The following is a 24,759-nucleotide window of genomic DNA, read 5'->3' on the forward strand; positions in this document are numbered from 1 at the left end:
TTTATAATGCGGGCGAACGTTGGTCGGGGTATGGCTGAGAAACCAGATTCGGGGACGCTGTTCGGACTGCCGTACAACTTCGAGCGACCGAGCGTCGGCCGACTGCTGTCGGCGTACTGGCAGCCGGGCAAGGGAATGCTCGTCGAGAAACCGTTCGGCGTCGGCTACACGCTGAACCTCGCGAGCTGGCGCTCGTGGGTCGTCCTCCTCGTGGCCGCGGGCCTGCTCTACAACGAGCGAAGCGCCTCGGCCGAGCCCGAAGAGGCCGACGAGGAGGAACCCGTCGAAGTCGTCGTCGACGACTGATCGACGCCGCTTTTTCGCTGCGCCCGAAGCTTCCGGTGTGCTCCGATTCGTCACGAGTAACGCCGGCAAAGCCCGCGAAGCCCGCGAGTACCTCCCCGAAGAGGTCGAACGGGTCGATTACGACTACCCCGAGATCCAGTCCGATAGCTTGGAAGCGATCGCCGCCGCGGGCGCACGCGACGCCTACCGGGAGATCGGCGAGCCCGTCTTCGTCGACGATTCGGGGCTCTTTATCGACGCCTTCGACGGCTTTCCGGGACCGTACTCCTCGTACGTCGAGGAGAAACTCGGGATCGAGCGCGTCCAACAACTCACCGAGCGCGAGTCGACCGACCGGGCACGCTTTCGGACGATCGTCGCCTACGCCGACGGCGAGGGTGTCGAGACGTTTGAGGGAGTCGTACGGGGCCGGATCGTCGCGCCGCGCGGCGACGGGGGCTTCGGCTACGATCCCGTTTTCGAACACCGCGGAACGACGTTCGCGGAGATGGCAATAGAGGAGAAAAACGCCGTCTCCCACCGGGGGCGGGCGCTCGCGGCGTTCGGCGACTGGCTGGCCGAGCGCTGATCACCCGAATCGATGGATCGCGACCGTCGAGATCAGGACGCCGACCGCAGCGATGGGTGGCCCGGCGTGAGAGACCGTCGTTTCGATTCCGGCGGCCGGTCCGACGAACCCGGCCAGACCGACCGCGATGAGGACGACCAACAGGCCACCCGCCGTCATACCGCCGAGGATCGGGAGCCGTCCCGTGTTTGGTACGGATTTAGTTCCCATATAAAATAATATATTATAGTACTGGACTATAATCATTGTGCTACCCGGACGGGTCCCGGTCCGGGCCAGGGTACTCCCCGCCCACTACGACCGTGTAGAGCCGTTCGGGGTCGAAGACCGTCAGGAAGGCGTCGGGAGAGCGAATGCTCGTCGAGAGGCGGGGTTTGAGCGTCGCTCCCGTGTGAGCGCTCTGGAGGTCCTCGTCGAACGAGAGGATCTGGGCGGCGTCGCCGTGGTAGGCCGCCGCGAGCGCGGGATGGTCGCCGGTCGACTGCTCGACGATCCGTGCGAGTCCCTCGACGTTCACCCGCCAGGCGAGCGCGAGATCCTCCCCGCGCAGGTCGGCGATGATCGCCTCGGCGTCGTCGAGTAGCCGTTCGGTGACGACGAGCGTGAGCCACGAGTGGCTCCGGACGACGTCCAGGGCCTCGCGTGCGGTCTCGTCCCCGAGGAGGTCCGCGACGAGGACGTCCGCGTCGGCGACCACACGGGAGGGGTCAGGCTCGTTCATCACGGAGGTGCTCGAGTCGCCGCCGGATTGCTCCGCGTTCGACCGGTGGACCGGCCCGTTCGAAGAGTTCCCGCCAGCTGATACGTGTCATGCGATCGTCTGACATACTTTTAAGCCCGAATGGATCCACCCGGAGACAGGGCGCGGGATCACTCCCCACATCACCCACACGTCACGCGCCCACCGGCTCCTCGGTTCCGAGGAGCGCCGCTCTGACCCCTTCGACGCTCTCCTGTTCGGCGATGACGGCGACGCGGTCACCCTCGTCGATCGTCGTTCGCGGGAGCGGGATCGTCATCGCCTCGTGGTTCGTCCCGTGTGCATAGATGCGGGCCCCTTCCGGGAGGTCGATCTCGCTGACGCGCTTTCCGATCGCCGGCGAGCCGTCGGGAACGGTGACGGTGATGAGCTGTAGTTTCTCCGTGAGATCTGCGACGAGGTTGAAATCGCCCCCGAGGAGGGCGGTCTTCGCCCCCGCCGCACCCAGCCGTTCGGGGTAGACGATCTCGTCAACGTCGTCGGCGTACTTATGATAGATCTCCTCGCGGTAGTCGTGATCGATCCGCATGACCGTCCGGCAGCCGAAGTGTTTGCCGACCATACACGCCGCGAAGTTGGTGTTGAGGTCGCCGGTCAGCCCCGCCAGCGCGTCGGCACCCTCGACACCGGCCTCTTCGAGGATGCCCTCGTTCCCGCCGTCGCCCTCGACGACGTCGAACCCCGACTTCCGGGCGCGCTCCACTTTGTCGTGGTCGTTGTCGACGATCGAGACCTCGTGACCCTCCTCGTCGAGGATCCGTGCCGTGCGCATCCCGACGCGTCCGTACCCGACGATAACGAACTTCATGGCCCTTCTATGACGACCCGCTAGAAAAACGTTAGCCCCCGACTTCGACCGAACCCTCCCCGAACGCCGACAGTCCTCACCCGTCCGTTTCGCACTCGATGGGGTGGTGGACCACCTCGTAACCCCGAGTAGCCTCTTCGACCCGCTCGACGGCGTAAAACCGGACGTTTCGCTCCTGTTTCGTCCGGACCGGGAACCCGTAGTGGACGGCGTCGTAGCCCAGTTCCCCCGGTCCGACCCGCTCGACGAACGCCTCGTGGGCCGCGAGGCGCTTTTCGATCACCTCCTGGGAGAACGACGGGAGCCCTGTGAGTCGCTCGTCGAACGCCTCGATCAGGTCGGGATCAAGTTCGTAGCCAACCGACTCGCGCCCAGCGACCATCGCCGCGAGCGTCGTCGTCCCGGTCCCCCAGAACGGGTCACAGACCGTATCGCCGTAGATAGAGAACATGTTGATCAGCCGGTAGGGGAGTTCGAACGGGAAGGCCCCCGAGCGCTCGCGGGCCTCGCCGTCGAGGCGCTGGTCGGTTCCTCGAATATCGCTCCAGAGGTCCGAAAACCAGCGGTTTCGCTCCTCCCAGAAGTACGCGCTCTCGTAGCGCGCCTCCGAGCGGGGCTCGAACCGGCGGGGGCCGCCCTTGCGAAAGACCAGCACGTGTTCGTGTTCGAGGGTCGGATACGCGTTCGTCGGGACCATCCCCGAGCCCATGAACTTCGCGGCGCTGTTGGTGGGTTTGCGCCAGAGGATCCCGGGCAACGAGACGAACCCCCGCTCGCGGAACGCCTCGGTGACCCGAACGTGGTTCGGGTAGGTCTGGAAGGTGTCCTCGACCGTCCGGGTGGCATCCCCGACGTTGATGCAGGCGATTCCCCCCTCCCGGAGGACCCGGTCGAGTTCGTCCCAGACCGAGTCCAGCACTCTGTGCATCGCCTCGAACGCGCGGTCGCCATCGCCCGCTTCGAGCGCGTCGCCGACCGCGGGATCGAGGCCCGCGAACGCCTCGTCCCACATCTCGATCATCGGGTACGGCGGCGAGGTGACGACGAGATCGACCGCGTCAGCCGGGAGCGCGAGGTCGCGTGCGTCACCGGCGTGGAGGGCGTGTTCGGTCCGCATACCGCCCGATGTGCCCGCCAGTGGGTTATATGCTCCTATCGAGGCGAGGATTCAACGCCGGAACGACCGGTGGCCCCGTCGCTCCGTGGGCGACGAGCGTCCCCTCGATCCGCGGGTCGTTTCGAGGCGGGTTTCGCACGAATGGACAATAGCTAAGGAGCCTCCGTAGCCAGAGTAGGTGTATGGTTTTCTCCCTAGGGACGGAGGTCGTGTTTCTCGTCGTCTGCCTGCCCTTTCTCGCTGCGGCGCTCGTTCGACCCGTCTACGGGGTGCTCGGCGAGCGAACCGGCTACGCCGGGGCGGCCGTTGCGCTCGTCTGTTTCGGGTTGCTTCTTACCCAACTCGGGACCGAGGCGGCCGTCTCGATCCCGTGGATCCCCGCACTCGACGTCTCGCTGCGGTTGTACGTCGACGGCTGGGCGCTGTTGTTTGCCCTGCTCGCGAGCGGGATCGGCGCGCTCGTCTTCACCTACTCCGTGGGATACATGCACGGCGAGAGCGGGCTGGTGGGGTACTACGGCGCGTTGCTCGCCTTCATGGGATCGATCCTCGGGGTGGCGCTGTCGGCGGACCTGATCGCGCTCTTCCTGTTCTGGGAGCTCACGAGCGTCTGTTCGTTCCTGTTGATCGGCCACCACACCGAGGAGGCCTCCTCGCGGTACGCCGCCCGGATGGCGATGGTCGTCACGGTCGGAGGCGGGCTGTTCGTCCTCGTGGGATTTCTCGCCCTGTTCGTCGTCTCCGGTAGCGCGCTTGGAACCGAGACGTTCTCGCTCGTGGCGATGCTCGAAGAGCCCGAAGCGATGCGGGCAGCGCTCCGCGAGGCGGGCCTGTTCGTCCCCGCGCTGTTTCTGGTCGCGGTCGGGGCGGCCTCGAAATCCGCACAGGTCCCGCTTCATTTCTGGCTCCCCAACGCGATGGAGGCGCCCACGCCCGTCTCGGCCTTTCTCCACTCGGCGACGATGGTGAAGGTCGGCGTCTACCTCGTCGGGCGGCTCAGACCGCTTTTGGAGAGTTCCGAGTGGATGCTGTTGTTCGCGACCCTCGGACTGGCGACGATGACGATCACCGCCATGCTGGCGGTCGCCGCCACGGACATCAAGGAACTGCTCGCCTACTCGACGGCGAGCCACCTCGGGCTGATGATCGCGGGTTTCGGTTTCACAGTGCCCTACGGTGCGGAAGCGGGCGTCTTTCACCTGCTGAACCACGCCCTGTTCAAGGCCCCGCTGTTCCTCGTCGCCGGGATCGTCTCCCACGAGGTCGGCACCCGCCGGATCGACGAATTGGGCGGGCTCCGCCACGACCTTCCCGTGACTGCGCTCATTACCGCCGTCGCGGCCCTCGGCATGGCCGGCTTCCCGCCCTTTAACGGGTTTTACTCGAAGGAACTGCTGTTCGAGGCGGCCTACGAGGTCGCCCACGCCGCGGGCGGGTTGGCGTGGCTCTATCCCGTCGTCGCGGTGTTCGCGAGCGTCTTTACCGTGTTGTACTCGCTGCGATTCCTCGCGCTCTTTTTCGGGGCACGTCCCGACGGGCTGGGTACCGTCCATCGACCGCCGCTGACCCTGTTGGTCCCGCCGGCCGTCCTCGCGGCCGTCGCGGCCCTCGTCGGGATTGACCCCCAGTTCGCCGTCGATAGCTTCGTCGGGTGGGCCGTCGAACCGACCGCGCTGGAGGCCCACGAGATGCACGCCGGCCTGCCCACGTCGCTCTCCCCGCCGGTGGCGATGTCCGTCGCGGCGATCGGCCTCGGGGCGGTCGCCTACCCGTTTTACGCCGGCGTTCGGGACGCCGTCCGGACGCTCGCCTCGGTCCGGGTACTGCGCCCGAACTGGTGGTACGACGCCGCGCTGGCCGGCCTCGATTCGGGGAGCGCGCGGCTGATCCCGACGATCCAGAACGGGCTGTTGCGCACCTCCGTGACGTGGATGCTCGCTGCGACCAGCGCGCTCGCGCTCGCGGGCTACGCCGTAGCGGGCGTCTCGATACCGGCCTACGACGGGGTCGGCGTCTCGCTCCCGATCGTCCTGGTGCTGGTCGTCGCAGTCGCCGTGACTATCGCGGTCGCGGTCGCACCCTCGCACATCGCGGGCGTGCTCACGGTCTCGATCCTCGGGGTCATGATCGCGGTCTTCTACGTCCTGGCCAGTGCACCGGATCTCGCGTTGACACAGCTCGTCGTCGAGACGCTCGCACTGCTGGTCTTTTTGCTCGTCCTCGAGGAGGTCCCCGAGTTCTACGGCAATATCGACCGCCGGGTCGCGTTTCGGGACGTGGGCCTCTCGGTCGTCGTCGGCGCGACGGTCTTTCTCACGGTCCTGTTGACGACGCGCACGCCGCCGGGTGGGGGCGAGTCGATCGCCCGGTACTTCACCGAGCAGGCGGTCCCCGGTGGGGGCGGCACCAACGTCGTCAACGTGATCCTCGTCGACTTCCGCGGCTTCGACACGCTCGGGGAGATCACGGTGATCGCGATCGCCGCGGTCGCCGTGCTCGTGCTTATGACCGTGCGCGACGGAGGTGACGCCACGTGACGACGGTCATCATGCGAACGACCGCGCGAGTCGTCGTTCCGATCATCCTGATCGTCTCGATCTCGTTGTTCCTCCAGGGTCACAACCTGCCCGGCGGCGGGTTCATCGGCGGCGTGCTCACCACGACGGCGTTCGCGCTCGTCTACATCGCCTACGGCCTCGATTTCCCACGGGTGCTCGGCCACGAGATGGAACCCGCAGAAAGCGTCTTCGAGGACCCCGTCGTCGTCGCCTATCGCCGGACGTTCCTGTCGGGACTGGCCATCGCGGTCGGCGGCGGGCTCGTCCCCCTGCTGTTCGATCTGCCCTTCCTCTCCCAGACCTACGTGATCCTCCACGATATCCCCATCTACCACGAGATCGAACTCGCGAGCGCGCTCGTGTTCGATCTGGGCGTGTTCCTCGTGGTCGTCGGGGGCCTTCTCACCGTGTTGTCGGTGGTGGGAGCCGAATGACCGCGTTCGTCCTCGCGACCGTTCTCGGGATCCTCTTTGCCGCCGGGACCTTCCTGTTGCTCCGCCGTGACGTCCTTCGGATCGTCTGGGGCGTAACGGTCCTCAGTCAGGCCGCGAACGTCTATCTCATGACCATGGGCGGCATCGTCGAGCCTTCGGCCGACGGCGTCCCCGTTCTCGCGGGTCACGGCGAACACGTCCCCCAGACGACCGACCCGCTCGTTCAGGCGCTCGTCCTGACCGCCATCGTCATCAGTTTCGCCATGACCGCCTTCGCACTCGTATTGACCTACCGCGTCTATCAGGAGCACAGCACGCTCGACACCACGACCCTCGAGGGGGAGCCGTGACCGACCAATTCGTCGTCGCGCCGATGCTCGTGGCGCTCGTCTCGATCGTGCTCACCCTTGGGACCCGTCGGCGTCTCGGTACGCAGATCGCCCTAAGCGTCGCTGGCGCGCTCGCGTACGCGGGGACGGTCCTCGCTATCGTCTGGCGGGTCGTCTTCTCGCCGGGCGCAAGTCCCGTGACCTACCAACTCGGGGGCTGGCCCGCCCCCTTCGGGATCACGCTCGTCGCCGACGCGCTCTCGGCGTTCATGCTGAGCATGGTCGCGGTCGTCGGGCTGGCGGCACTCGTCTTCTCGGTGAGCTACATGACGCCCGACGAACAGCGCGTGTTCTATCACCCGCTGTTTCACTGCCTGTTGCTCGGTGTCAGCGGAGCCTTCCTCACGGGCGACCTGTTCAACCTCTTCGTCTGGTTCGAGGTGATGTTGCTGTCGAGCTACGTCTTCGTCGCCTTCTACGGCCGGAAAAAGCACACCCGCGCCGCGCTCTGGTACGTCGTGCTCAACCTGGTCGGCAGCGTCGTCATGCTGGTCGCCATCGGCGGGCTCTACTCGATCACCGGTACGCTCAACATGGCCGACATGGCCCGCCGGCTCGCCGACCCCGCGGCCTTCGGCATCAGGGTCGAGGCCGTCGTGGGGCTCTCGGCGCTGTTGTTCGCGGTGTTCGCGCTCAAGGCGGGGCTCGTCCCGTTCCAGTTCTGGGTGCCTGCCGCCTACCGCGCCGCCCCGCTCCCGGTGACGGCGCTGCTGGCGGGCGTCACGAAGAAGGTCGGCCTCTACGCCATCGTTCGGCTCTACTTCACCGTCTTCGGGGCGACCCGACTCTCGGTGTCGATCCCCGGCGTGGGCGGCGACTCGCTGCTCGCGTTCTACGGGGTCGTGTTGTTCTGTCTGGCGACGGCGAGCGTCCTCGTCGGGGGACTGGGCGCGCTCGCTGCGGACGAACTCGAGGGCGTGTTCGCCTACTCTTCGATCAGTCAGATCGGGTTCATCGTCGTCCCGCTTGCGATCGGGGCCGCCTCCGCGAGGCCGGCGATCCAGCATCTCGCGATCCTCGCGGCGCTCGTGTATGCGCTCAACCACGCGCTGGCCAAGAGCACGCTGTTCATGGCCGCCGGGACGGTCAGGAGCGCCATCGGAACGAGTCGGCTTCGCAACCTCGGCGGCATCGCCTCGCACTCGCCCGCCCTCGCGGGGGTCTTTTTCGTCGCGGCGCTCTCGCTCGTCGGGATCCCGCCGCTGACGGGCTTCTTCGGAAAGCTGCTCGTGTTCGACGTCGCGCTGCGCGCGGAGTCGGCGTTCGGACTGGCGTTGTTGCTCGGCGGGACGGGCCTGACCATCGCCTACACGACGCGGGTGTGGAACCGTGCGTTCTGGGGCGAGGCGTCGCCGGCGGTCGCGGCGTCGAGTCCCGCTCGCGTCCAACTGGTGGTCGTCGTCGCGCTCGCGGCCTGTATCGTCGCGGTCGGGGTCGGTTTCGATCCGGTCTATCGCTTCGCCGACGCCGCCGCGACCGCGGCGACCGATCGGGGCGCGTACATCGACGCCGTCGGCCTGACTGGGGGTGCGGGCGCATGAGGGTGCGAACGTGGCCCGTCGTCGGCGTCGGTCTCGGCGTGCTGTGGTTGTTCGTCCGGGACGTCGGGCCGACCCTTGATGCGTTCCTCGGACAGTTCCTCATGGGGCTCGCGGTCGGACTCCCGATCGCCTTCCTCTTCCGACGGTTCTACGACGAGCGAATCGATCTCGGCCAGATCATCCGGGCGATCCCGTACGTCCTGTTGTACGTCCTGACCTTCTCGCGGGAGGTGGTCGTCGCCAACCTCGACGTCGCCTACCGCGTGCTCGCGCCGGGATCGACCATCGATCCCGAAGTCATCCTGATCCCCCTTCGCGTCCAGGGCGATTTCGGCGTGACGACCATCGCAAACAGCATCACCATCACGCCGGGGACGATCACCCAGGACTACGACGCGGAGGCGAACGCGCTATACGTCCACGTAATCGACGGGCGAGACCCCGAGGCCGTGGTCGAACCCATCCGGCGCTGGGAGGACTACGCGCTGTTGATCTTCGAGGAGGAACTCGACCCCGGGTCGCCCGCCCCGGAGATCGTCATCGACGGGGGTGAGAACGATGGTCGTTGAGGGGACCGATCCCGACTTCGTCGTGTTCGCGATTCGGGCCGGACTGGTGGTCGTCAGCGCGCTCTGTGTCCTGTGTGCCTATCGCGCGATCGCCGGACCGACGGTCCCCGACCGCGTGGTCGCCATCGACACCATCGTCACCAACGTCGTCGCCATCGCAGTGCTGTTCGCGCTGTTGACCGGGCGTAGCCTCTTCATCACGGGCGCGCTCGTGCTCGCGATAATCGGCTTCATTACCACCGTCAGCGTCGCGAAGTTCGTCACCGAGGGGGACATCATCGAATAATGCTCAGCACGCTCCAATCGGTTCTGATCACCGTACTGATCGCCGTCGGGTGTTTCTTCCTGACGGTGGGGACCATCGGCCTGCTCCGGTTTCCGAACGTCTACAACCGGATGCACGCAACCAGCAAGCCAACGACGCTTGGCACCGCCGCGATCTTCTTCGCGGGGTTCGTCCACTTCGGCCCCGGCGGGAACGGCCTCGCCTCGCTGATCGGCGTCTTCTTCCTCTTCCTGACGGTGCCGACCGGCGCGCACATGATCGCCCGCGCCGCCCAGCGCATGGGCGTGCCGTTCATGGAGGGCGTGACTTGGCCCGGCGAGGCCGACGAGGACCGCGAGAGCTGACCGGGGCGAAGCTACAAACACCGGGGCGGTCTACCATCGAGTATGGCACAGCGACTCGCGGATCAGGCCTGTGAGGCATGTACCTCCGAGGACGAACCGCTTTCCGAGGAGGGGTACGCGGAGTATCTGACGGAACTCGACGACGAGGTCTGGGAGGTAGTGGAGGAGCACCATTTGGAGGGAACCTACGCGTTCGAGGACTTCCGAGATGCGCTTGAGTTCACCTACGAGGTCGGCGAACTCGCCGAGGAGGAGTGGCACCACCCGGACCTGCATCTCCAGTGGGGGGAGGTACGAGTCGAGATGTGGACCCACAAGATCGACGGCCTGCACAAGAGCGACTTCGTGATGGCCGCGCGGATGGACCGCATCCACGACGACTACGCACCGGAGTGATGGAACGGCAGTTCGTCTGTGAGTTGTGTGGTGAGCGCTTCGAGAAGCGCGACGCACTGGTGGCGCATGGGTTGGAGGAGCATCAGGACGGGGAGGATCAGTAGTAGTTACTGAAAGTCAAACGTGGTTTCGAGGACCGCGAGCTCATCTTATCTGCCGTAGAGGATCATTATCTGGGTAATGATTATCGTAATAATGATCTAGTGATTGTGGGTCTCTAATGCGGGCCGCTGTGAACCGAGCTGTCGGGCGGACAGTTCTGGTGATCGTATCCGACGCGAGCCAGTATCGGTTCACTACGGCCGGGAATAACATCGTCCATCCAAAAATCGACTAGAAGATACAGCGACGAGACAGATGCCGGGCGGTTTTGGGCTCTGTCATATAGAGCCTAGGCCGGGATTTGAACCCGGGCTCTCGTCCTTACCAAGGACGCGCTTTACCGCTAAGCTACCCAGGCGCGCATCGCTTCCTTCCCGTGGAGCGTGTTTAAGGGTTTCCATCCGCGTTCCCTCGCACGGTTAGGGGTCGGTCGCCGACGGCGGGGCGTGCCCATCTGCGCTCGGAAGCAGCGCCGTCCCGCGAAACAGCGCCGCCGCATCGGGCAGCGGGGCTTCGGCCTCGCGTACCAGCCGATCCAGCGCGCCCTGCACGGGGGTCGGGACGGGCGGGTCGACCGCGCTCGTGCCGGCGACGCCCGCGAGTTCGAGGACGCCCCTCTCCAGATTCGCGTCGAGCGCCGCCCGATCCGCGTCGGGTTCCCGGCGGTGGGTCTGGTCCTGGCCGAACGCCCGGATGGTCTCGACGGCCCGGTCGGCTGCGTCGGTCATCGCCAGCAGATAGAAGCCACGGGAGACGAGGATGTCGGCGGCCAGCACGTCGAGGTTCGCTGCGGTCTGCTCATCGGTGTCGGCCCACGGTTCCTCGTGGGCGAGCGTGCGGGTAAGCCGGAGTCCCTCGTAGATGAGCTGGACGCCAGCGGCGCGTTCGGCGAGCGCCTCGGGATCGACCGTTGGGTCGGCCCGCTGGGCGATCAACAGGACGAGTGCGCCGGGGGCCATCGAGGCCGCCGCGAGGACCGAGTCGATCCGGTCGGCCAGCCGCGGTGGGTCGATGTCGGCGAGGGCCTCGCGTGCGCCCCGGCGTGCCAACTCGGCCTGTTCCATTTGACTGCGGTAGGGATGGAAGGGGCAAAGACCTTTGGAAACCACCCGTCTGCATGATCGAAACCGACTCGAAAGGCGACGTTCGCCACGTCACGCTCGCGCGCCCCGAGCGCCGAAACGCACTCACTCCCGAAGGTCTGGACGATCTGGCCCGCACGGTCGAGACCGCAACGGAACCGGTCGTCTACCTCTCGGGGGCGGGCTCGGCCTTCTGTGCGGGCGCGGACCTAGAGGTAGTCGAAGACCTCGAAGACGGCCGGGCGTTCGCCGAGCGGGGCCAGCGAACCGCCAGCGCGATCGAGGCGGCCGAGAGCGTCGTGGTCGCCGGTATCGACGGCCCCGCACGCGGCGGCGGTCTCGAGATGGCGTTGGCCTGTGACCTGCGGATCGCGACCCCCGAGGCGACGTTCGGCGAGCCCGGCGTCAGCCTCGGCCTGTTCGGCGCGTGGGGCGGGACCGTTCGCCTTCCTCGGCTGATCGGCTCGGCCGACGCGATGGACCTCTCGCTATCGGGTCGAGTCGTCGACGCCGAGGAAGCCCTTCGGATGGGGCTGGTCTCACGGATCGTCGAGGATCCCGAGGCGGTCGCCCGCGAGGTCGCAGACAACGACCACCGGGCGCTCGCGCTGACCAAGGAACGACTGCGCGATGACTCTTCGACGGCAGAACAGGAAGCCGCCGAGGCGGTGGCGTTCGCCGAACTGATCGAACGCCGCCGTTAGCGCTCGGGTGCGGGCGGCACCGTGCGCTTGTGGGCGCTCCGTTCGTACAGCGAGTCGACATCCCGAACCACGTCCTCCTCACAACCGACGACACGACTCGTCGCCGCGACCGACAGCGGCCCGTCGACGTGCAGCGCGAGGACCGCATCGAGCGTGTCGTAGTCGATCCCCAACTCCCCTTCATCGGTCTGGTCCTCCCAGAGCTCGGCGGTCGGGGTCTTCTCGGCGAGGTCCTCGGGGACCCCCAGGTGATGGGCGAGATGGCGGACCTGCTGTTTGTAGAGGTTGCCGATGGGATGACAGTCGACCCCGCCGTCGCCGTACTTCGTGAAATAACCCACCGCCGCCTCCGCACGATTTCCGGTCCCCAGTACGACCCGGTTCTCGTGGTTCGCGAGCAGGTAGTTGAGCACCGCCCGGGTGCGCGCTCGGGCGTTGCCGACCGCGACGTGATCACCTTCGACCTCGGGGAGCGCCGAGACGAAGGTTTCGACGATCGGATTGATCTCGATCACGTCGTACCCGATCTCGAGATCCCGGGCGACTCGTTCGGCGTCGCTCATGTTCCCCTCGCTGCTTACCTCCCCCGGCAACACGAGTCCGTGGAGGTTCTCCGAACCGAGGGCGTCGACGGCCAAGTACGCCGTTAGCGTACTGTCGATCCCGCCCGACAGACCCAGTACGGCCCCGTCGGCGCCCGCCTCGGCGACGGTATCGGCGATAAAGCCCGTTATTCGGTCGTAAACGGTATCGAGTTCCTCCTCGGAGAATCGCAGGTCGATCATGGGTGCCCGTAGCGACCCCAGCGCCTAATAGTCACCTCCGTCGGCGAGAAACTGGATGTGCGTCCACCGGGACGAAGCGCTACGTTCAAGTGACGCGACGGGGTAAAACGAGACGAGCGCCGGTGGTCTAGTGGTAGGACATGAGCTTCCCAAGCTCATAGCCCGGGTTCAACTCCCGGCCGGCGCATTCTACCGAGCAAACGTCGAGAGCGACCACGTTCGGCCCAACACCTATAACGACCGTCCGAGACAGTTCCCGGTAGACATGTCAGCACCCGATTCCTTGGAGGACGTCAAGGAACTGCTCGACGCCGGCTGGGAGATCCGCTGGGACGGCCGCACCGGCAGCGATTATCCGCCGAACTACCGGCTCGTCGAGTTCGAGAAACCCGATGACTTGGCGGACTACACGCCCGTCAAACAGCTCCATCTACTCGCAAAGGACTACGAGGAAGTCGAGAAACTCCGCGAAAACGGTGATGACGACGGTGAGGGCGACGAAACCGAACTCGAGGACGGCAAGTAACGACTACTCCTCGGTGTCGTCTTCGTCGTCGTCCTCGGCGACCTCCGCTTCCTGTTCGTCGGTCTGGAGGCTTCCCTCGTTGAGTTCCTCGGCGTCGGGATCGACCATCTCGACGTCGTCGGCGGGATGCCCCTCGGAACCGCCCTCTTTAGTGTTTTCCGGGACCGCATCGCCCTCGGTCGGGCCGGCGATCTCGGCCTCCTCGCCGGCACCCTCGGCCTCGGGGGTCTCGCCCGTATCGGGATCGCCGAAGTCCCGCGGTGACTCGGTGTTCGCGTCGGCGATCACGCCGCTTTCCTCCTCCTCGGGGTCGTCGCTGCTCCACGGTTCGCTGACCTCAACGTCGCCCTCGGAGGCCTGCTGCTGGGCACGCCCGATGGCGATCCAGCCCGCGCCGACGGCAATCTGACGGAGCGCCCGGCCCTTGTTCGAGCGAAGCGACGCCAGCCCCTTCAGGACCGTGAACCCACCTGCGAGCAGCGAGAGCGTCCCCATCCGACCGTGTTTGACGACGATCGGTCGGAGCGTCTCGACCGCCGAACGCACGCTCGCTGGCATTTTGTCCTCGCTATCCGCCGAGATCGCAAGCGGCACGTACTGTCGTAGTTGCATCGTCCGTCGCTACTCCGTCGAGACGCTTAAAAGCACGACCGGCAGGCGCGATCCGAACTACGGGCAGAGATCGGTCGGCGACAACGAGAGCAGTCGGTCGGTGGCATCAGCGTCGAACCGCAGCGGCCTGCGCCACCACGGCCCACGCCCCGAATCGGCCGCGAGGACGAACGATCCGATCACGTACGCGCCCCAGTCGGGAGTGATCCACGGGGCGGGGTCCTCGCCGACCGTCGAGAGCGTCGCATAAAAGAAGACGACGTCGCCCGCTTCGAGTTCCGACAGCGGGCCGGCCTTTACCGCGTGTTCGTCGCCGTAGGTGTAGGCCTCACAGCGGGGGTACTCCGCGAAGGAAGGGTCGAGTGGACGCGGCGGTCCAGAAGGGAATCGGGGACCTCGATCGGAAGTTCGAGGTCGGCGTAGGTCGGCACCGGCTCACGGACGGGTTCGTGCTCGGGGATCGGGACGTACTCGAAGCGGCCGTCGGGGTAGATCGTCCCTCGAAACCCCGGAAGTGAGGTGTTCGCCCCCACGTTGATCGCGACGGCTCGGGGCATCTCACGCGATACACGCCACCGTACTACTTGGCTCTTCCCTCCGGTTCGAGCGTCCGGCCGAACTCGTCGAACGGCTCCACGTCGGGGGGCAGTTCGTAGTCGATCTCGCGGTCGTCCTGCCGGTTCGTCAGTTTGTCCCCGATGGGTTCGGCGTGTTCCTCGAAGCCCGGCTTGATCCGCACACTCCTCGCGGGGGTCCCGACGACGACGTGGTGAGCCGGGACGTCCCCCTGCACGATCGCGCGTGCCCCGACGATGCTGTTCTCGCCCACTGTACAGCCCGCCCGGACCATCGCGTCGTAGGTCACGCGCGCGTCGTCCTCGACGACGGTGCGGAAGTTCGTCACCTCGGTCTGATCGACCACGTCGTGGTCGTGGCTGTAGATGTGCGCCCCGTCGGAGATCGAGACTCTATTTCCGATCTCCAGTCGTCCCCGGTCGTCGAGGTGGACATCGTCGTGGACGACCGTGTTGTCGCCGACCGTGATGTTGTGGCCGTAGGTGAAGCTGATCCCCTTGAAGAAGCGACACCCCTCGCCACACTCTTCGAAGAGATGGTCGGCGAGCATCGCCCGGAACCGCAGTGCGAACGCGACGTTGTCGGCCATTGGCGTGGCATCGAACTGCCGCCAGAGCCACTGGAGGTGCTTCGAGCGTCTGAACTTTGCCTCGTTTTTCTCGGCGTAATACTCGCTTTCGAGCGTCGAGTTACACGGATCGTACCCCTGCAGGCGAACCCGCTCTGCGGGCGAGACGTCCTCGCCCGCCTGCCAGCGCTCGTAGGCCGCCCGGTCACCGTAGAGATCCACGAGCGTGTCACGGACGACCTCGCAGGTGTCCTCCTCGCCCGACAGCCGGTCATCGACCTCCGCGATGAACGCCTCTACTCCCTGTTCTGCCTCCTCGGGGAGCGAGACGTGACGTTTCGTCATAGGTGTCGTTCGATACGATCGTTCAAATGGAGTTCGGTTGTAACACGCACCACATCTCGCACGCCGGCGACCGAGCGGGGTCCGCATCCGCTAAGTATCCCCGTTCCATACTCCCAGTATGCACTATCGAACGCTCGGCGACTCGGGCGTCGAGGTCAGCGAGGTCGGCTTCGGCGCGTGGGTCGTGGGCACCGACTGGTGGGGCGACAGGGGCGAGAAACAGGCCCTCGACATGCTCGAACACGCCCTCAACCGGGGTATCACTTACTTCGACACGGGCGACGTCTACGGCCACGGCCGCTCGGAGGAACTCGTCGGCGAGGCCTTCGCGGACAGACGCGAGGAGGTCACACTCGCCACCAAGGTCGGCTACGACTTCTACAACAATCCCCAAGCAGGTCACGGCGAGATCCCAAAGGAGATCATCCCCGAATACCTCCGCGAGGCTGTCGAGAAGAGCCTCGACCGCCTCGATACGGAGTACGTCGACGTCCTCCAACTGCACAACGCGGACGTCTCGGAGGTCGACGACGATATCCTCGAAACCCTCGACGAACTCCGCGAGGAGGGGCTGATCCGGGCGACCGGCTGGGCGCTCGGCCCCTCGATCGGGTGGCTCGCAGAGGGCGATCGGGCCATCGCCGAGGGGTTCGATTCGGTCCAACTGGTCTGGAACCTGCTCGAACAGGAGGTGGGAACTCACTTCCTCGAGACGATCGATGAGCTCGACGCCGAAACGAGCCTGATTCCCCGCGTGCCCCACTCCTCGGGCCTGCTCAACGAGCAGGTCACCCCCGAAACCGAACTCGGCGAGGGCGACCACCGGGGCTTTCGGCCCGACGAGTGGTACGAGACGGGCTGGGAGAAGCTCGAGACGCTACGATTCCTCGAACGGGAGGGGGAGCGGACGATGGGACAGGCCTCGATCGCATGGCTGCTCGCCCACGACGCGGTCGCGAGCGTGACGCCGACGTTCCGCACCACCGAGGACATCGACGAGTGGGCGGACGCGGGCGAGGTGCCGGCGCTTTCGGAGGAAGAACTCGACCGCGTCGCCGAACTCTACACGACGAACTTCGGGATCGACCGCGACGACGGGATGGACTCGCTTCGCTCCTCCGTCGACGGCGCGGATCTCCGGAAGGCCGACATCGAGAAACAGCCCGCCGACTGACGTGCGTAGGTTCCTCGTCGGTACCGCCGTGTTCCACGCGGTTCTGGCCGCGCTGGTTTTCGTCCACGCCCGGCGACGGGGCCGCCCTGCGGGGCAGTGGGTCGTTCTCACCCTCGTGTTCGGACTCGGCGGTGTCGCCGGATACGCACTGCTCGGACGTTGAACCGTCGGCTCCTCAGCCCACCAGTCGCCCGTAGATGACGACCGCGAACGCCAGCCCGAGACCGATCCCCGCGCCGATCACCAGCCCCGAGCGGAGGTTCCCACCCAGCAGCCCGATCAGGAACGCGACGACGACGGGAAAACCCGCGATCACCGCGATTCGGAGCGTTCCGGCGGAGCGGCCCTCCGTCGGCCCCTCGCTCATGCCAGAAAGACGTGACGCGGCCGGTCCGCGAGCACGTCACGGCCCCACTGGACGGTGTCGCGGAAGGCTTCGGAGCGGAAGAAGGCCATCGCGTCCTCCTTCGAGCGCCACTGGCTGGCGATGAACATGTCGTTCTCGTCGGCGACGTTGACCATCAGATCCGTCTCGTGGTGGCCGTCCATCTCCGCCAGCAGGCCGCCGACGACCTCGAACTTCTCGACGAAATCGTCCCTGTGTTCCGGCTTGACGGTGTAAAACATCCCCATCGTGCCGAAGCCCGATTCCTCCCCCGCCCGCGCGACTATGCCGGGCAGGTCGGCCAGAAAACCGCCAGCGGTGTCGGCAGCGTCGGCCGTCTCCCAGATGCTGACCACCGCCGAGCGCCCCCCGCCTTCCGCCCGGTAGGTCGCGGTCTTGATGTGGGTGTCGTAGCGGTCGAACCCTTCCGAGAGGTCCTCGACCGCGGGGGTCAACTCGTCGGGATCCGTCTCCGAGTACAGCACCATCGCGTAGACGTCCTCGCCGTGGGGCTTTCCGGCGTAGATGTCCAGGTCCGCGAGTTCGCCGCGGATGTCGTCCCCGCTTTCGGCCTCACCGGTCTCTTCGGGTTCGACCTCCTCGTCTGCGAGTGCGCCCGCGATCACCTCGTGGACGCCGGGGAGTTCTTCGAGGAACCCTCGTGCGGTGCCCGCGGCGCGTTCGGTCTCCCAGACGCTGACGATCGCCGCTTCCCCCTCGTCGTCTTTCACCTCCGTCAGCACGTGACTGTCGTAGTGCTCGAAGTTCCCGCGGAGCCCGTCGACCTCCTCTCGTACCGTTTCGACAGCCGCCTCGGATCGGAGCACGAGCCCGTGTGCGCCCTCGGGAGCGTCGACGGTGACGCCCAGACGGCCGAACTCCGCCGCGAGTTCGCTGTCGACGGCACCCCCGTTTCCGCTCTCGTCGACTCCGTCGATCGAGACCGACTCGCCGGCGAGAAACGCCTCCAACTGGGAGGGCGCGAAGCGCCGTCCAGTATAAAAACGGCCGAACTCGGCGTATCTCGAGGAGGAGGGGTCAAAGCGCATCTCGGTGAGTAGGCGCTTGATGTCGGTCATGTCGTCGGCGAAGAGGGTGACGCCCCACTCGTGGTCGTCGATCCCGATGCTGCCGGAGATGATCTGGGTGACCTTCCCCGCATACTCGCGCCCGATGTCGCCGTGGGCGGCCATGAGTTCGCGTCGCTCCTCGAAGGGCAGGTCGTACCAGTTGTACTCGGGGTCCCGACGCTTGGACATCGGGTAGAAACTGACGAACTCGGTGTCGGGGAGTTCGGGATGCAGCCGCGAGTCCATGTAGCGCTGGAGGCCCGGATCGGCCTCGGCGTCGGGATCGAAGTAGTCCGCCGCGGCCTCGGTATACCCCGACGCCTCCGCGACCGAGACGTAGGAACTCGCCCGGTCGGTGAACTCCGCGAGCGCACAGCCCTCGAACTCGCGTTCGGCGCGGTCGAGTGCTTCGAGCGTGGGCCGCAGGTGCAGGATCAGCAGGTCGGCTTTGTGTCCGAGCACGCTGAAGACGGCGGTGTCGCCCTGCTCGATGTCCGCATGAGTTTCGAGGTATTCGACGCCTTCCTCGATCGCAGCCTCGCGGTCGCGTTCCCCGGCGTCGCGCCAGGCGTCCCAGTCGACCCGCCGGAGGTCGTGGAGCACGTACAATCCTTCCTCGGTGCGTGGCGGCTCGCGTCGGTCCATACCCGCGGTTGGGAGGCGTCCCGGAAGGACTTTTCTACACGGCCTTGGCACGGCGGGTTTCCGAAACGGCCCGTACGACGCCGTGAGTATCGGAAACGAAACGCTTTCACCTCGCCCGTCTGAACTGTGGCCAATGCGAAAGAGTGGGCCGCCGAAGGGGGTTATCTCGTATCTCGTTCTCGAACTCCTCGAGGAGAAGCCCCGGTACGGCTACGAGATCTTAAAGGAGATCACCGAGATCAGCGGCGGCCACTGGGAACCGTCCTACGGGTCGGTCTACCCCATCCTCTATAAATTCGAGGAGGAGGGCTGGGCCGAACGCCTCGACCGCGAGGACGAACCCGACCGCAAGTACTTCGAACTCACCGACGCCGGCCGCGAGAAACTGGCGGGGAAACGAACGGAGATCGCGACCACGGGCCGGGAGTTCGCGGATGTGATCCTCGGGTTCTATCACGTCTACGTCGCGCTCGCGACCGACGAGCGGTTCTCGCTTCCCGCCGTCGAGAGCGAGTGGCGCTTCGACGAGACCTTCAGCGCGTGGATCGCAGAACAGGTAATCCGCCACTACGAGCGCGACTTCGGCGAGTTCGAGCGGATCGAAGCGACCCCTGAGGAGTTCGCCGAGCGATTCGGCTTAGGCGAGTAGGCCCTGTCCGAAGATCATGACCAGCAGGCCGAACAGCATCGTCACGCCCACGGAGATCGTCACCGTCTTCGTCAGTTCGTAACTGCCCCGGATCGGGAGTCGGGAGACGATCGCCTCGGTGCTCGTCCGTAGGATGTGCCCGCCGTCGAGCGGAAACGCCGGAATGCAGTTGAAAAACCCGAGGTTGAGGTTGATCCACCCGGTCCAAAAGAGGAGATTGGCGAGTAAGAAGACGCCGCTACCGAGCGGGGCGAGCGCCCCTTCGACGACGTAGAACTCCGTGACGTAGCCGGTAAAGCCCGCGAAGTTGAAGGGAAGGCCGAACCCGCCGATCCCCGCGATCGGCAGGATCAACGCAGTCGCGATCGCGCCGACGAAGGTTCCGCTGCCCTCGCCGCCGACCAGCCCGAGATACGTCTCAGCGGGATACGGTTGGACCCCGATATCGTCGAGAACGAGACCAGTAATGCCGGGCTGGACCTGGATTCCGACCTGTCCGTACCCGTTCGGATGCTCGCCGAGTTCCACGGAGTAGGTCTCGACCTCGCCGTCGACGACGGCCTCGATCTCGACGGTCTGGCCGGGTTCGGTGTCCTGAAGAACGGTCGTCAGCTCCTCGCTGTCGACGACCCGCTCGCCGTCGATCGCGGTGATCACGACCTGTTCGCCCGCGGGCATACCGGCAGCGGCCGCAGGACCGTCCTCGGCGACGGTCGAGAGCGTGCCCGCGGCGAAGGTGTGTTCCTCGCCCGCGGCGGTTTCGACGGTCACGATCGGCTCCCCGGCGAGCGCCTCGCGGAACTCGGTTTCGGTCGTCACCGTCTGGCCGTTCACCGAGGCGATACTGTCGCCTGCGGCGAGCCCGCTCGGGCCGCTCTCGACGGCCTCGGTGACGCTCACCTCGCGCTCGACCGTCACGTCGCGCTCGCCGTCGATCGTTAGCGTGACCTCCCCTCCTGCCTCCGAGAGCGCCTCGGCGAGTTCGGTCTCGCCGGCGACGGACTGGCCGTCGACGGCGGTGATCCGATCGCCCTCGCCGATCCCGGCCTCGTCGGCCGGCGAACCGGGGAAGGTGCCGCCGACTGCGACACCGGGCGCGACCGCGATCGAACCGGCGACCGGGCCGAACAGCAGCCCGAAGGCGACGATGGTGACGATGAAGTTCGCGGTGACGCCAGCGGCGAACATCCGCGTCTTCCCGCCGCGGTCCGCGTTCTCCTGGCTCTCGTGGTTCGGCTCGACGAACGCGCCCATCGGGACGATCGCGAGCAGCGCGACGCCCATCGACTCGATGTCGATGTCCTCGACCCGACAGAGGAGTCCGTGAGCGCCCTCGTGGACGACCAGCGCGACGAGGAGTCCAAAAACGATCTCCGGGGCCACTGAGAGGGGAAGGAAGTCGTTGACGCCCGGGATGACGACGACGTTTCGGGGCTCGGTGACGGCGCTCGCGGTCGTTTCGGGGGTATAGAGCGCCTGAACCGCCGCGAAGAGGACGAACGCGAACGACAGCGCCATGACGACGAGCGCGATCCCGACGCCGATATTGCCGAACGCCCGCCAGAAGCGTTTCGGGCGCGCGAGACGATCGAGAAGGATCCGGCCGCGTTTCGTGTGGAGGGTGATGATCGGGCCCTGTGTCCCGACGTAGCTGGGCAACAGCCCCCGGTTGCGAAACGAGAGCAAGATCACCCAGTAGATCGCGACACCCACGAGGACCCACGTGAGCGTGCTCATTACCTTCCTTCGGCGGGCGCCGCTCAAATGGGTTTGGTTCCGGCGCTACTGAAACTGTTTCAGTACGTCGAGGTCGCGGTCGGTTCGGGTGAACTCGGCGGTCCGGTACTCGGCCTCACAGCCGTCGCACGCGAACCGGTCCGTGTGTGCCGGAAGCTGGTTCGGTTTTCGCTCCCACGTTTTCTGACAGTCCGGACACAACAGTCGAACGAACGTCTCGTTCATGAATGACACACAATACCACGAAACAAAAACCTTGTCCCCGTCGTGGTTCCGCCTCAGCGTTCCCGGCGCAGCCGCGCGAGGACGAACTCCCGGTCGAGTTTGCCGAGGAACTGTCCCAGCTTCGGGCCCTGTTCTTGATCGAAAAACAGCCGGTAGCCGGTCGCGAAGAAGTCCCCGACAGGAACGTCGTTTCGCTTCGCGGCCTCGTAGATCTCGCCCTGGATCTCCTCGGGGGTGTGGCCTTCCTCAACGAAGTCGGCGAGTTCTTCGAGCGCTCGCTTGGTATTCCCATCGACCTCGACGTCGGGGAGTTCGGTCCGCTTGAGGTCGTAGTCGTACTCGTTTTCGGTCTCGCGGGCCCAGTTCCGGGCCGATTCGACGCGCGAGAGGGCCTCTTCGACGGCCCAGTCGGGGGCTTCCTCCGGGATGTGGCCCTCGCGGCGTGCGATCTCCTCGCGGAGGTCGGAATCGTCCGTCATGCCCAACACCGCGGCGAAGGTGTACGGCAGGCGGATCCGGGCCTCGCATACCTCCTCGACACAGAACGGGTAGATCCGCTCGGCGCGCTGTTCCTCGCGGTCGTCGGCCTCGACCTCGCCGAAGTAGATCCGTTCGAGCCTGTCGAACTCGTCGACGAGGAGATCGATCCGCTCGACGTTGAAATCGCGAGCGCGGCTCGGATCCTTCGCGAAGAAGTACCGGAGAACCTCGGGTTCGATCAGATCGAGCACCTCCGAGACGAGCATCACGTTGCCCGCGGAGGACGAGAACGCTTCGCCGTCGAGGGTAAACCACTCGTAGACCATCGGGACTGGCGGCTCGAAGTCGAAGACGTTCCGGGCGATATCCTGCCCACTGGGCCACGAGCCCTCCGCGTGGTCTTTCCCAAATGGTTCGAAATCCACTCCGAGGGCCTTCCACTGGGCGACCCACTCGAAGCGCCACGGGAGCTTACCTTCCCGCAGCGTCGCGGTCCCCTCGTGGCCACAGCCCTCGATGACCTGCTCGCCGGCCTCGACGTCGACGCACTCGTATTCTACCGTGTTCGAATCGAGGTTCACGCTCGTGATCTGGTCGGTCAGGTGTCCGCAGTTCTCGCATTCGGCGAGAAACGGGATGTACGACTCGTCGACGCCGTCCTGATACTTCGACAGGACCTCGTGGGCACGCTCGCGGTTCTCGAGGAAGTATCGCGTGCTCTCTTCGAACTCGCCCTCCTCGTACATCGCGGTGTTCGATTCGATTTCGATGGGCACTCCCAACAGGTCGGCACTCCGTCCGATGAGCATCGAGAAGTGATCGCCGTACGAGTCACAGCAGCCGAAGGGATCGGGAATCGCGGTGTAGGGTTTCCCCAGATTGCGTCCGAGCGCTCCCGCATCGACCTCGCCGAGGTCGACGATATTCCCCTCTAGATCCGCGAGCTTGCGTGGCAGTCCCCGGAGGCGGTCCTTGTCGTCGGCGGTGAAGACCTGTCGGACCTCGTGGCCCCGTTCGCGGAGGACTTCGGCGACGAAATACCCGCGCATGATCTCGTTGACGTTGCCGATGTGGGGCACTCCGGAGGGCGAGATCCCGCCCTTGATGACGATCGGCTCCTCGGGCGCTCTCACCTCTATCTCGTCGGCCATCTCGTCGGCCCAGAAGACGAACCCGCGCTCGCCGTTCTCTCCTTCGTCCCCATCGTGGAGCGTGTAGGGGTCCGCATCCGTATCGGCGTTATCGCTCATCCTCGGCCCAGTAGGTCGGTTCGTCCCCCACGCCCTCGGGGACGACATCCGTTCCCTCGTGGTCGCCGTACCTGACTGCGGAGGCGATCCGCTCGGGCTCGGTGCCGTCGAGGACGATCGTGCGCATCCCCGAGCGCTCGATGATCTTCGCCGCGAGCAGGTCGACTGGTGCGGAAGAGCCCGCGCTCATTTCGATGTCGGCGATGGTGTCGACGAGGTCGGCGGCGGTGATCTCCTCGAAGCGCTCGGCGTCCGGGTCCTCGTTCGGGTCGGCGTCGAAGACGCCCGGAACGCTCGTGGCGTAGACCAACAGGTCGGCGTTGGTGTATTCGGCGAGGGCGGCGCTCACTGCATCGGTCGTCTGGGCCGGGGCGACCCCGCCCATTACGCAGACGTCGCCGTCCCGCAGTACCTCGCCCGCCTGTTCGTACGTTTTCACGGGTGCGGGAACGACGGCCTCGCCGAGGGCGGCGATCAGCAGGCGAGCGTTGAGTCGGGTGACGTCGATCCCGATCGTGTCGAGTTCGATCTCGTTGGCACCGAGATCGCGCGCCGTCGAGATGTACTCGCGGGCGACCCCGCCGCCGCCGACGACCGCGCCGATCGAACAGCCCTCGTCGGCGAGTTCGCGGATGACCTCGGCGTGATCCTCGACTCGGTTCGCACCGAGATCCGGTGCGAGGACGCTGCCGCCGATAGAAACGACCACGTTCATGCTTGCACCCGGGTAGCCCCGTCCTTGGCTTAAGGATTGTCAACTCCCGGTCGGCGACACGTACAAGGCCGAACCCTTCCTTTTCGAGGTATGTACGTACTCGGGATCGTCGGTCCCTCGGACGTCGGGAAGACGCAACTCGTCGAGTCGCTCGTGACCCGTCTTCGAGAACGCGGACGGGTCGCAACGGTCAAACACTGCAACGAATCGCCCGATATCGACACCGCCGGGACCGACACCGACCGCCACCGCGGGGCGGGCGCGTCGTCGACCTACGGACTATCGGACGCGGGGTGGTTCGCCACCGGCGAGAATCGGACGCTCGCCGACACACTCGACGGTCTCGCGCCCACCCACGACTACGTCCTTATCGAGGGCGTCGCCGACGCCGCGATCCCGACGGTCGTCCTCGGTGAGCGCGATCACGCGGGCGAGACGCTCGCGACCGGTGAGAACGCGACGGCTATCGACCTCGAGGCGGTGATCGAGTCGCTCGAATCGACGGAGCCCTACGTGACGCTCGAGTCGTTGGTTCGGCGTGTGAAGGCGTCGCCGCAGGCGGACCGTGCGGGTGCCATCGCGACGTTTACCGGACGAGTCCGGAAGAAGGACAGCGCCGAGGACGCCCCGACGGAGTTCCTCGAGTTCGAGACCTACGAGGAGATCGCACAACAGCGTCTCACGGCGATCCGCGAGGAGCTAGAGGCGCGCGAGGGGGTCTACGAGGTCCTGATGCACCATCGGACCGGCGTGATCGAGTCGGGCGCGGACATCGTCTTCGTCGTCGTACTTGCGGGCCACCGGGAGGAGGCATTTCGGACCGTCGAGGACGGTATCAACCGGCTCAAAGACGAGGTCCCTATCTTCAAAAAGGAGGTGACGACGGACGAGGAGTTCTGGGTCCACACCCGCGTTTGAGGACCTGACCCGGTTCGAGATCCCTTTCGAGGTGGAAACGACAGGTATGTATGTCGGGGTCCCGTACTAGTAAACAGAGACCTGAGACGCGATAATAAAACGTCTACGGCGTATCTAAAACGTTTTGAATAATTA

At 65.9% G+C, this 24,759-nt stretch carries 30 protein-coding genes, 2 tRNA genes and 1 pseudogene; 17 read left to right on the forward strand and 16 right to left on the reverse strand.

The annotated features are described in order from the left end of the window. The first annotated feature begins 30 nt into the window (after positions 1-30). Both HAPAU_RS05765 and HAPAU_RS05770 read left to right on the forward strand, forming a co-directional pair. Positions 31-306, forward strand: a complete 276-nt coding sequence (locus HAPAU_RS05765; RefSeq protein ID WP_066380581.1) for a DUF5808 domain-containing protein — start codon at positions 31-33, stop codon at positions 304-306. A gap of 37 nt (positions 307-343) precedes the next feature. After that, the gene (locus tag HAPAU_RS05770; protein ID WP_066380583.1) at positions 344-874 is read left to right on the forward strand and encodes an XTP/dITP diphosphatase; all 531 of its coding nucleotides are present in this window, start codon (positions 344-346) and stop codon (positions 872-874) included. Here the strand turns inward: HAPAU_RS05770 and HAPAU_RS20850 are convergent, their stop codons facing one another. From HAPAU_RS20850 to HAPAU_RS05785, 4 genes are all read right to left on the reverse strand, one after another. Beyond that, a complete protein-coding gene (locus HAPAU_RS20850) occupies positions 875-1,084 on the reverse strand; it encodes a hypothetical protein (RefSeq protein WP_157078423.1) in 210 nt (69 codons plus the stop codon). Positions 1,085-1,124: 40 nt separating this feature from the next. Continuing rightward, entirely contained in the window at positions 1,125-1,595 is a 471-nt protein-coding gene (locus HAPAU_RS05775; protein ID WP_066380585.1) for a DUF7384 family protein, read from the reverse strand. Positions 1,596-1,767: 172 nt separating this feature from the next. Next, a complete protein-coding gene (locus tag HAPAU_RS05780) occupies positions 1,768-2,442 on the reverse strand; it encodes a potassium channel family protein (protein WP_066380587.1) in 675 nt (224 codons plus the stop codon). A 76-nt stretch (positions 2,443-2,518) separates the two neighbouring features. Then, the gene (locus HAPAU_RS05785; protein WP_066380588.1) at positions 2,519-3,559 is read right to left on the reverse strand and encodes a DNA-methyltransferase; all 1,041 of its coding nucleotides are present in this window, start codon (positions 3,557-3,559) and stop codon (positions 2,519-2,521) included. A gap of 182 nt (positions 3,560-3,741) precedes the next feature. On the opposite strand from HAPAU_RS05785, the gene mbhE reads away from it, so the two are divergent. From mbhE to HAPAU_RS05825, 8 genes are read left to right on the forward strand one after another with little or no spacing between them, the layout of a single operon-like run. Next, positions 3,742-6,096 carry a hydrogen gas-evolving membrane-bound hydrogenase subunit E gene (gene mbhE, locus HAPAU_RS05790; protein WP_066380590.1) on the forward strand — a complete coding sequence of 785 codons (2,355 nt, stop codon included), beginning with the start codon at positions 3,742-3,744 and terminating at the stop codon, positions 6,094-6,096. After that, positions 6,093-6,551, forward strand: coding sequence for an MnhB domain-containing protein (locus HAPAU_RS05795; RefSeq protein ID WP_066380592.1), 459 nt, complete (start codon positions 6,093-6,095; stop codon positions 6,549-6,551). Before mbhE ends, HAPAU_RS05795 begins: the two co-directional genes overlap by 4 nt. After that, entirely contained in the window at positions 6,548-6,901 is a 354-nt protein-coding gene (locus HAPAU_RS05800) for a sodium:proton antiporter (RefSeq protein ID WP_066380594.1), read from the forward strand. Before HAPAU_RS05795 ends, HAPAU_RS05800 begins: the two co-directional genes overlap by 4 nt. 23 nt (positions 6,902-6,924) lie before the next feature. Continuing rightward, entirely contained in the window at positions 6,925-8,481 is a 1,557-nt protein-coding gene (locus HAPAU_RS05805) for a complex I subunit 5 family protein (protein ID WP_368085880.1), read from the forward strand. Next, positions 8,478-9,050 (forward strand): Na+/H+ antiporter subunit E, encoded by a 573-nt coding sequence (locus tag HAPAU_RS05810; protein ID WP_066380598.1) that lies wholly within the window; start codon positions 8,478-8,480, stop codon positions 9,048-9,050. Before HAPAU_RS05805 ends, HAPAU_RS05810 begins: the two co-directional genes overlap by 4 nt. After that, positions 9,040-9,336, forward strand: a complete 297-nt coding sequence (locus HAPAU_RS05815; protein ID WP_066380603.1) for a monovalent cation/H+ antiporter complex subunit F — start codon at positions 9,040-9,042, stop codon at positions 9,334-9,336. Before HAPAU_RS05810 ends, HAPAU_RS05815 begins: the two co-directional genes overlap by 11 nt. Continuing rightward, positions 9,336-9,680 carry a monovalent cation/H(+) antiporter subunit G gene (gene mnhG / locus HAPAU_RS05820; RefSeq protein ID WP_066380605.1) on the forward strand — a complete coding sequence of 115 codons (345 nt, stop codon included), beginning with the start codon at positions 9,336-9,338 and terminating at the stop codon, positions 9,678-9,680. Before HAPAU_RS05815 ends, mnhG begins: the two co-directional genes overlap by 1 nt. Positions 9,681-9,722: 42 nt before the next feature. Next, complete coding sequence (locus HAPAU_RS05825; RefSeq protein WP_066380611.1) at positions 9,723-10,076, forward strand: 4a-hydroxytetrahydrobiopterin dehydratase; 354 nt, start codon at positions 9,723-9,725, stop codon at positions 10,074-10,076. Between the two features lie 388 nt (positions 10,077-10,464). On the opposite strand, the gene HAPAU_RS05830 is transcribed toward HAPAU_RS05825, so the two are convergent. Together HAPAU_RS05830 and HAPAU_RS05835 are read right to left on the reverse strand one after the other, a co-directional pair. Beyond that, a tRNA-Thr gene (locus tag HAPAU_RS05830) sits at positions 10,465-10,536 on the reverse strand. A gap of 61 nt (positions 10,537-10,597) precedes the next feature. Next, complete coding sequence (locus HAPAU_RS05835; RefSeq protein ID WP_066380613.1) at positions 10,598-11,242, reverse strand: DUF7114 family protein; 645 nt, start codon at positions 11,240-11,242, stop codon at positions 10,598-10,600. Positions 11,243-11,295: 53 nt separating this feature from the next. Here HAPAU_RS05835 and HAPAU_RS05840 point away from each other — a divergent pair, with 53 nt between their 5' ends. After that, the gene (locus HAPAU_RS05840; protein ID WP_066380614.1) at positions 11,296-11,964 is read left to right on the forward strand and encodes an enoyl-CoA hydratase/isomerase family protein; all 669 of its coding nucleotides are present in this window, start codon (positions 11,296-11,298) and stop codon (positions 11,962-11,964) included. Here the strand turns inward: HAPAU_RS05840 and HAPAU_RS05845 are convergent. Next, positions 11,961-12,749 (reverse strand): NAD+ synthase, encoded by a 789-nt coding sequence (locus tag HAPAU_RS05845; protein WP_066380616.1) that lies wholly within the window; start codon positions 12,747-12,749, stop codon positions 11,961-11,963. The two genes, HAPAU_RS05840 and HAPAU_RS05845, sit on opposite strands and share 4 nt — an antisense overlap. A 116-nt stretch (positions 12,750-12,865) precedes the next feature. Between HAPAU_RS05845 and HAPAU_RS05850 the strand changes: the two genes are divergently transcribed. Both HAPAU_RS05850 and HAPAU_RS05855 read left to right on the forward strand, forming a co-directional pair. Further along, positions 12,866-12,936, forward strand: a tRNA-Gly gene (locus tag HAPAU_RS05850). A gap of 78 nt (positions 12,937-13,014) precedes the next feature. Next, a complete protein-coding gene (locus HAPAU_RS05855; protein ID WP_066380618.1) occupies positions 13,015-13,275 on the forward strand; it encodes a hypothetical protein in 261 nt (86 codons plus the stop codon). Positions 13,276-13,278: 3 nt separating this feature from the next. Here HAPAU_RS05855 and HAPAU_RS05860 read toward each other — a convergent pair whose 3' ends face one another. The 3 genes and pseudogenes from HAPAU_RS05860 to HAPAU_RS05870 form a co-directional block, all read right to left on the reverse strand. Further along, positions 13,279-13,887 carry a hypothetical protein gene (locus HAPAU_RS05860; protein ID WP_066380620.1) on the reverse strand — a complete coding sequence of 203 codons (609 nt, stop codon included), beginning with the start codon at positions 13,885-13,887 and terminating at the stop codon, positions 13,279-13,281. Positions 13,888-13,944: 57 nt separating this feature from the next. Next, positions 13,945-14,444: pseudogene (locus HAPAU_RS05865) on the reverse strand (Nmad3 family putative nucleotide modification protein). Positions 14,445-14,467: 23 nt separating this feature from the next. Next, positions 14,468-15,376 (reverse strand): acyltransferase, encoded by a 909-nt coding sequence (locus tag HAPAU_RS05870; protein WP_066380621.1) that lies wholly within the window; start codon positions 15,374-15,376, stop codon positions 14,468-14,470. A gap of 118 nt (positions 15,377-15,494) precedes the next feature. On the opposite strand from HAPAU_RS05870, the gene HAPAU_RS05875 reads away from it, so the two are divergent. Both HAPAU_RS05875 and HAPAU_RS21580 read left to right on the forward strand, forming a co-directional pair. Continuing rightward, a complete protein-coding gene (locus HAPAU_RS05875) occupies positions 15,495-16,550 on the forward strand; it encodes an aldo/keto reductase (protein WP_066380623.1) in 1,056 nt (351 codons plus the stop codon). A 1-nt stretch (position 16,551) separates the two neighbouring features. Continuing rightward, complete coding sequence (locus HAPAU_RS21580) at positions 16,552-16,713, forward strand: hypothetical protein (protein WP_169802626.1); 162 nt, start codon at positions 16,552-16,554, stop codon at positions 16,711-16,713. Between the two features lie 12 nt (positions 16,714-16,725). Here HAPAU_RS21580 and HAPAU_RS05885 read toward each other — a convergent pair whose 3' ends face one another. Together HAPAU_RS05885 and HAPAU_RS05890 are read right to left on the reverse strand one after the other, a co-directional pair. Further along, the gene (locus HAPAU_RS05885; protein ID WP_066380627.1) at positions 16,726-16,917 is read right to left on the reverse strand and encodes a hypothetical protein; all 192 of its coding nucleotides are present in this window, start codon (positions 16,915-16,917) and stop codon (positions 16,726-16,728) included. Then, positions 16,914-18,650 (reverse strand): heme-binding protein, encoded by a 1,737-nt coding sequence (locus tag HAPAU_RS05890; RefSeq protein ID WP_066380630.1) that lies wholly within the window; start codon positions 18,648-18,650, stop codon positions 16,914-16,916. Before HAPAU_RS05890 ends, HAPAU_RS05885 begins: the two co-directional genes overlap by 4 nt. Before the next feature lie 133 nt (positions 18,651-18,783). On the opposite strand from HAPAU_RS05890, the gene HAPAU_RS05895 reads away from it, so the two are divergent. Then, a complete protein-coding gene (locus tag HAPAU_RS05895) occupies positions 18,784-19,299 on the forward strand; it encodes a PadR family transcriptional regulator (RefSeq protein ID WP_066380631.1) in 516 nt (171 codons plus the stop codon). Here the strand turns inward: HAPAU_RS05895 and HAPAU_RS05900 are convergent. Genes HAPAU_RS05900 through pyrH form a run of 4 tightly spaced genes read right to left on the reverse strand, consistent with a single transcriptional unit; the run spans position 19,288 to position 23,706 of the window. Beyond that, positions 19,288-21,036, reverse strand: coding sequence for a site-2 protease family protein (locus HAPAU_RS05900; RefSeq protein ID WP_066380633.1), 1,749 nt, complete (start codon positions 21,034-21,036; stop codon positions 19,288-19,290). The genes HAPAU_RS05895 and HAPAU_RS05900 overlap by 12 nt on opposite strands. A gap of 45 nt (positions 21,037-21,081) precedes the next feature. After that, complete coding sequence (locus HAPAU_RS05905; protein WP_066380634.1) at positions 21,082-21,261, reverse strand: DUF7836 family putative zinc-binding protein; 180 nt, start codon at positions 21,259-21,261, stop codon at positions 21,082-21,084. Positions 21,262-21,314: 53 nt separating this feature from the next. Further along, the gene (gene lysS / locus HAPAU_RS05910; protein ID WP_066380635.1) at positions 21,315-22,991 is read right to left on the reverse strand and encodes a lysine--tRNA ligase; all 1,677 of its coding nucleotides are present in this window, start codon (positions 22,989-22,991) and stop codon (positions 21,315-21,317) included. Next, positions 22,981-23,706, reverse strand: coding sequence for a UMP kinase (gene pyrH, locus HAPAU_RS05915; RefSeq protein WP_066380637.1), 726 nt, complete (start codon positions 23,704-23,706; stop codon positions 22,981-22,983). The genes lysS and pyrH overlap by 11 nt, the downstream gene beginning before the upstream one ends. Positions 23,707-23,796: 90 nt before the next feature. Between pyrH and HAPAU_RS05920 the strand changes: the two genes are divergently transcribed. Then, positions 23,797-24,624, forward strand: coding sequence for a molybdopterin synthase (locus tag HAPAU_RS05920; RefSeq protein WP_066380638.1), 828 nt, complete (start codon positions 23,797-23,799; stop codon positions 24,622-24,624). Positions 24,625-24,759 lie beyond the last annotated feature (135 nt).

The sequence above is a fragment of the Halalkalicoccus paucihalophilus genome (assembly GCF_001593955.1).
Classification (GTDB): Archaea; Halobacteriota; Halobacteria; order Halobacteriales; family Halalkalicoccaceae; genus Halalkalicoccus; species Halalkalicoccus paucihalophilus.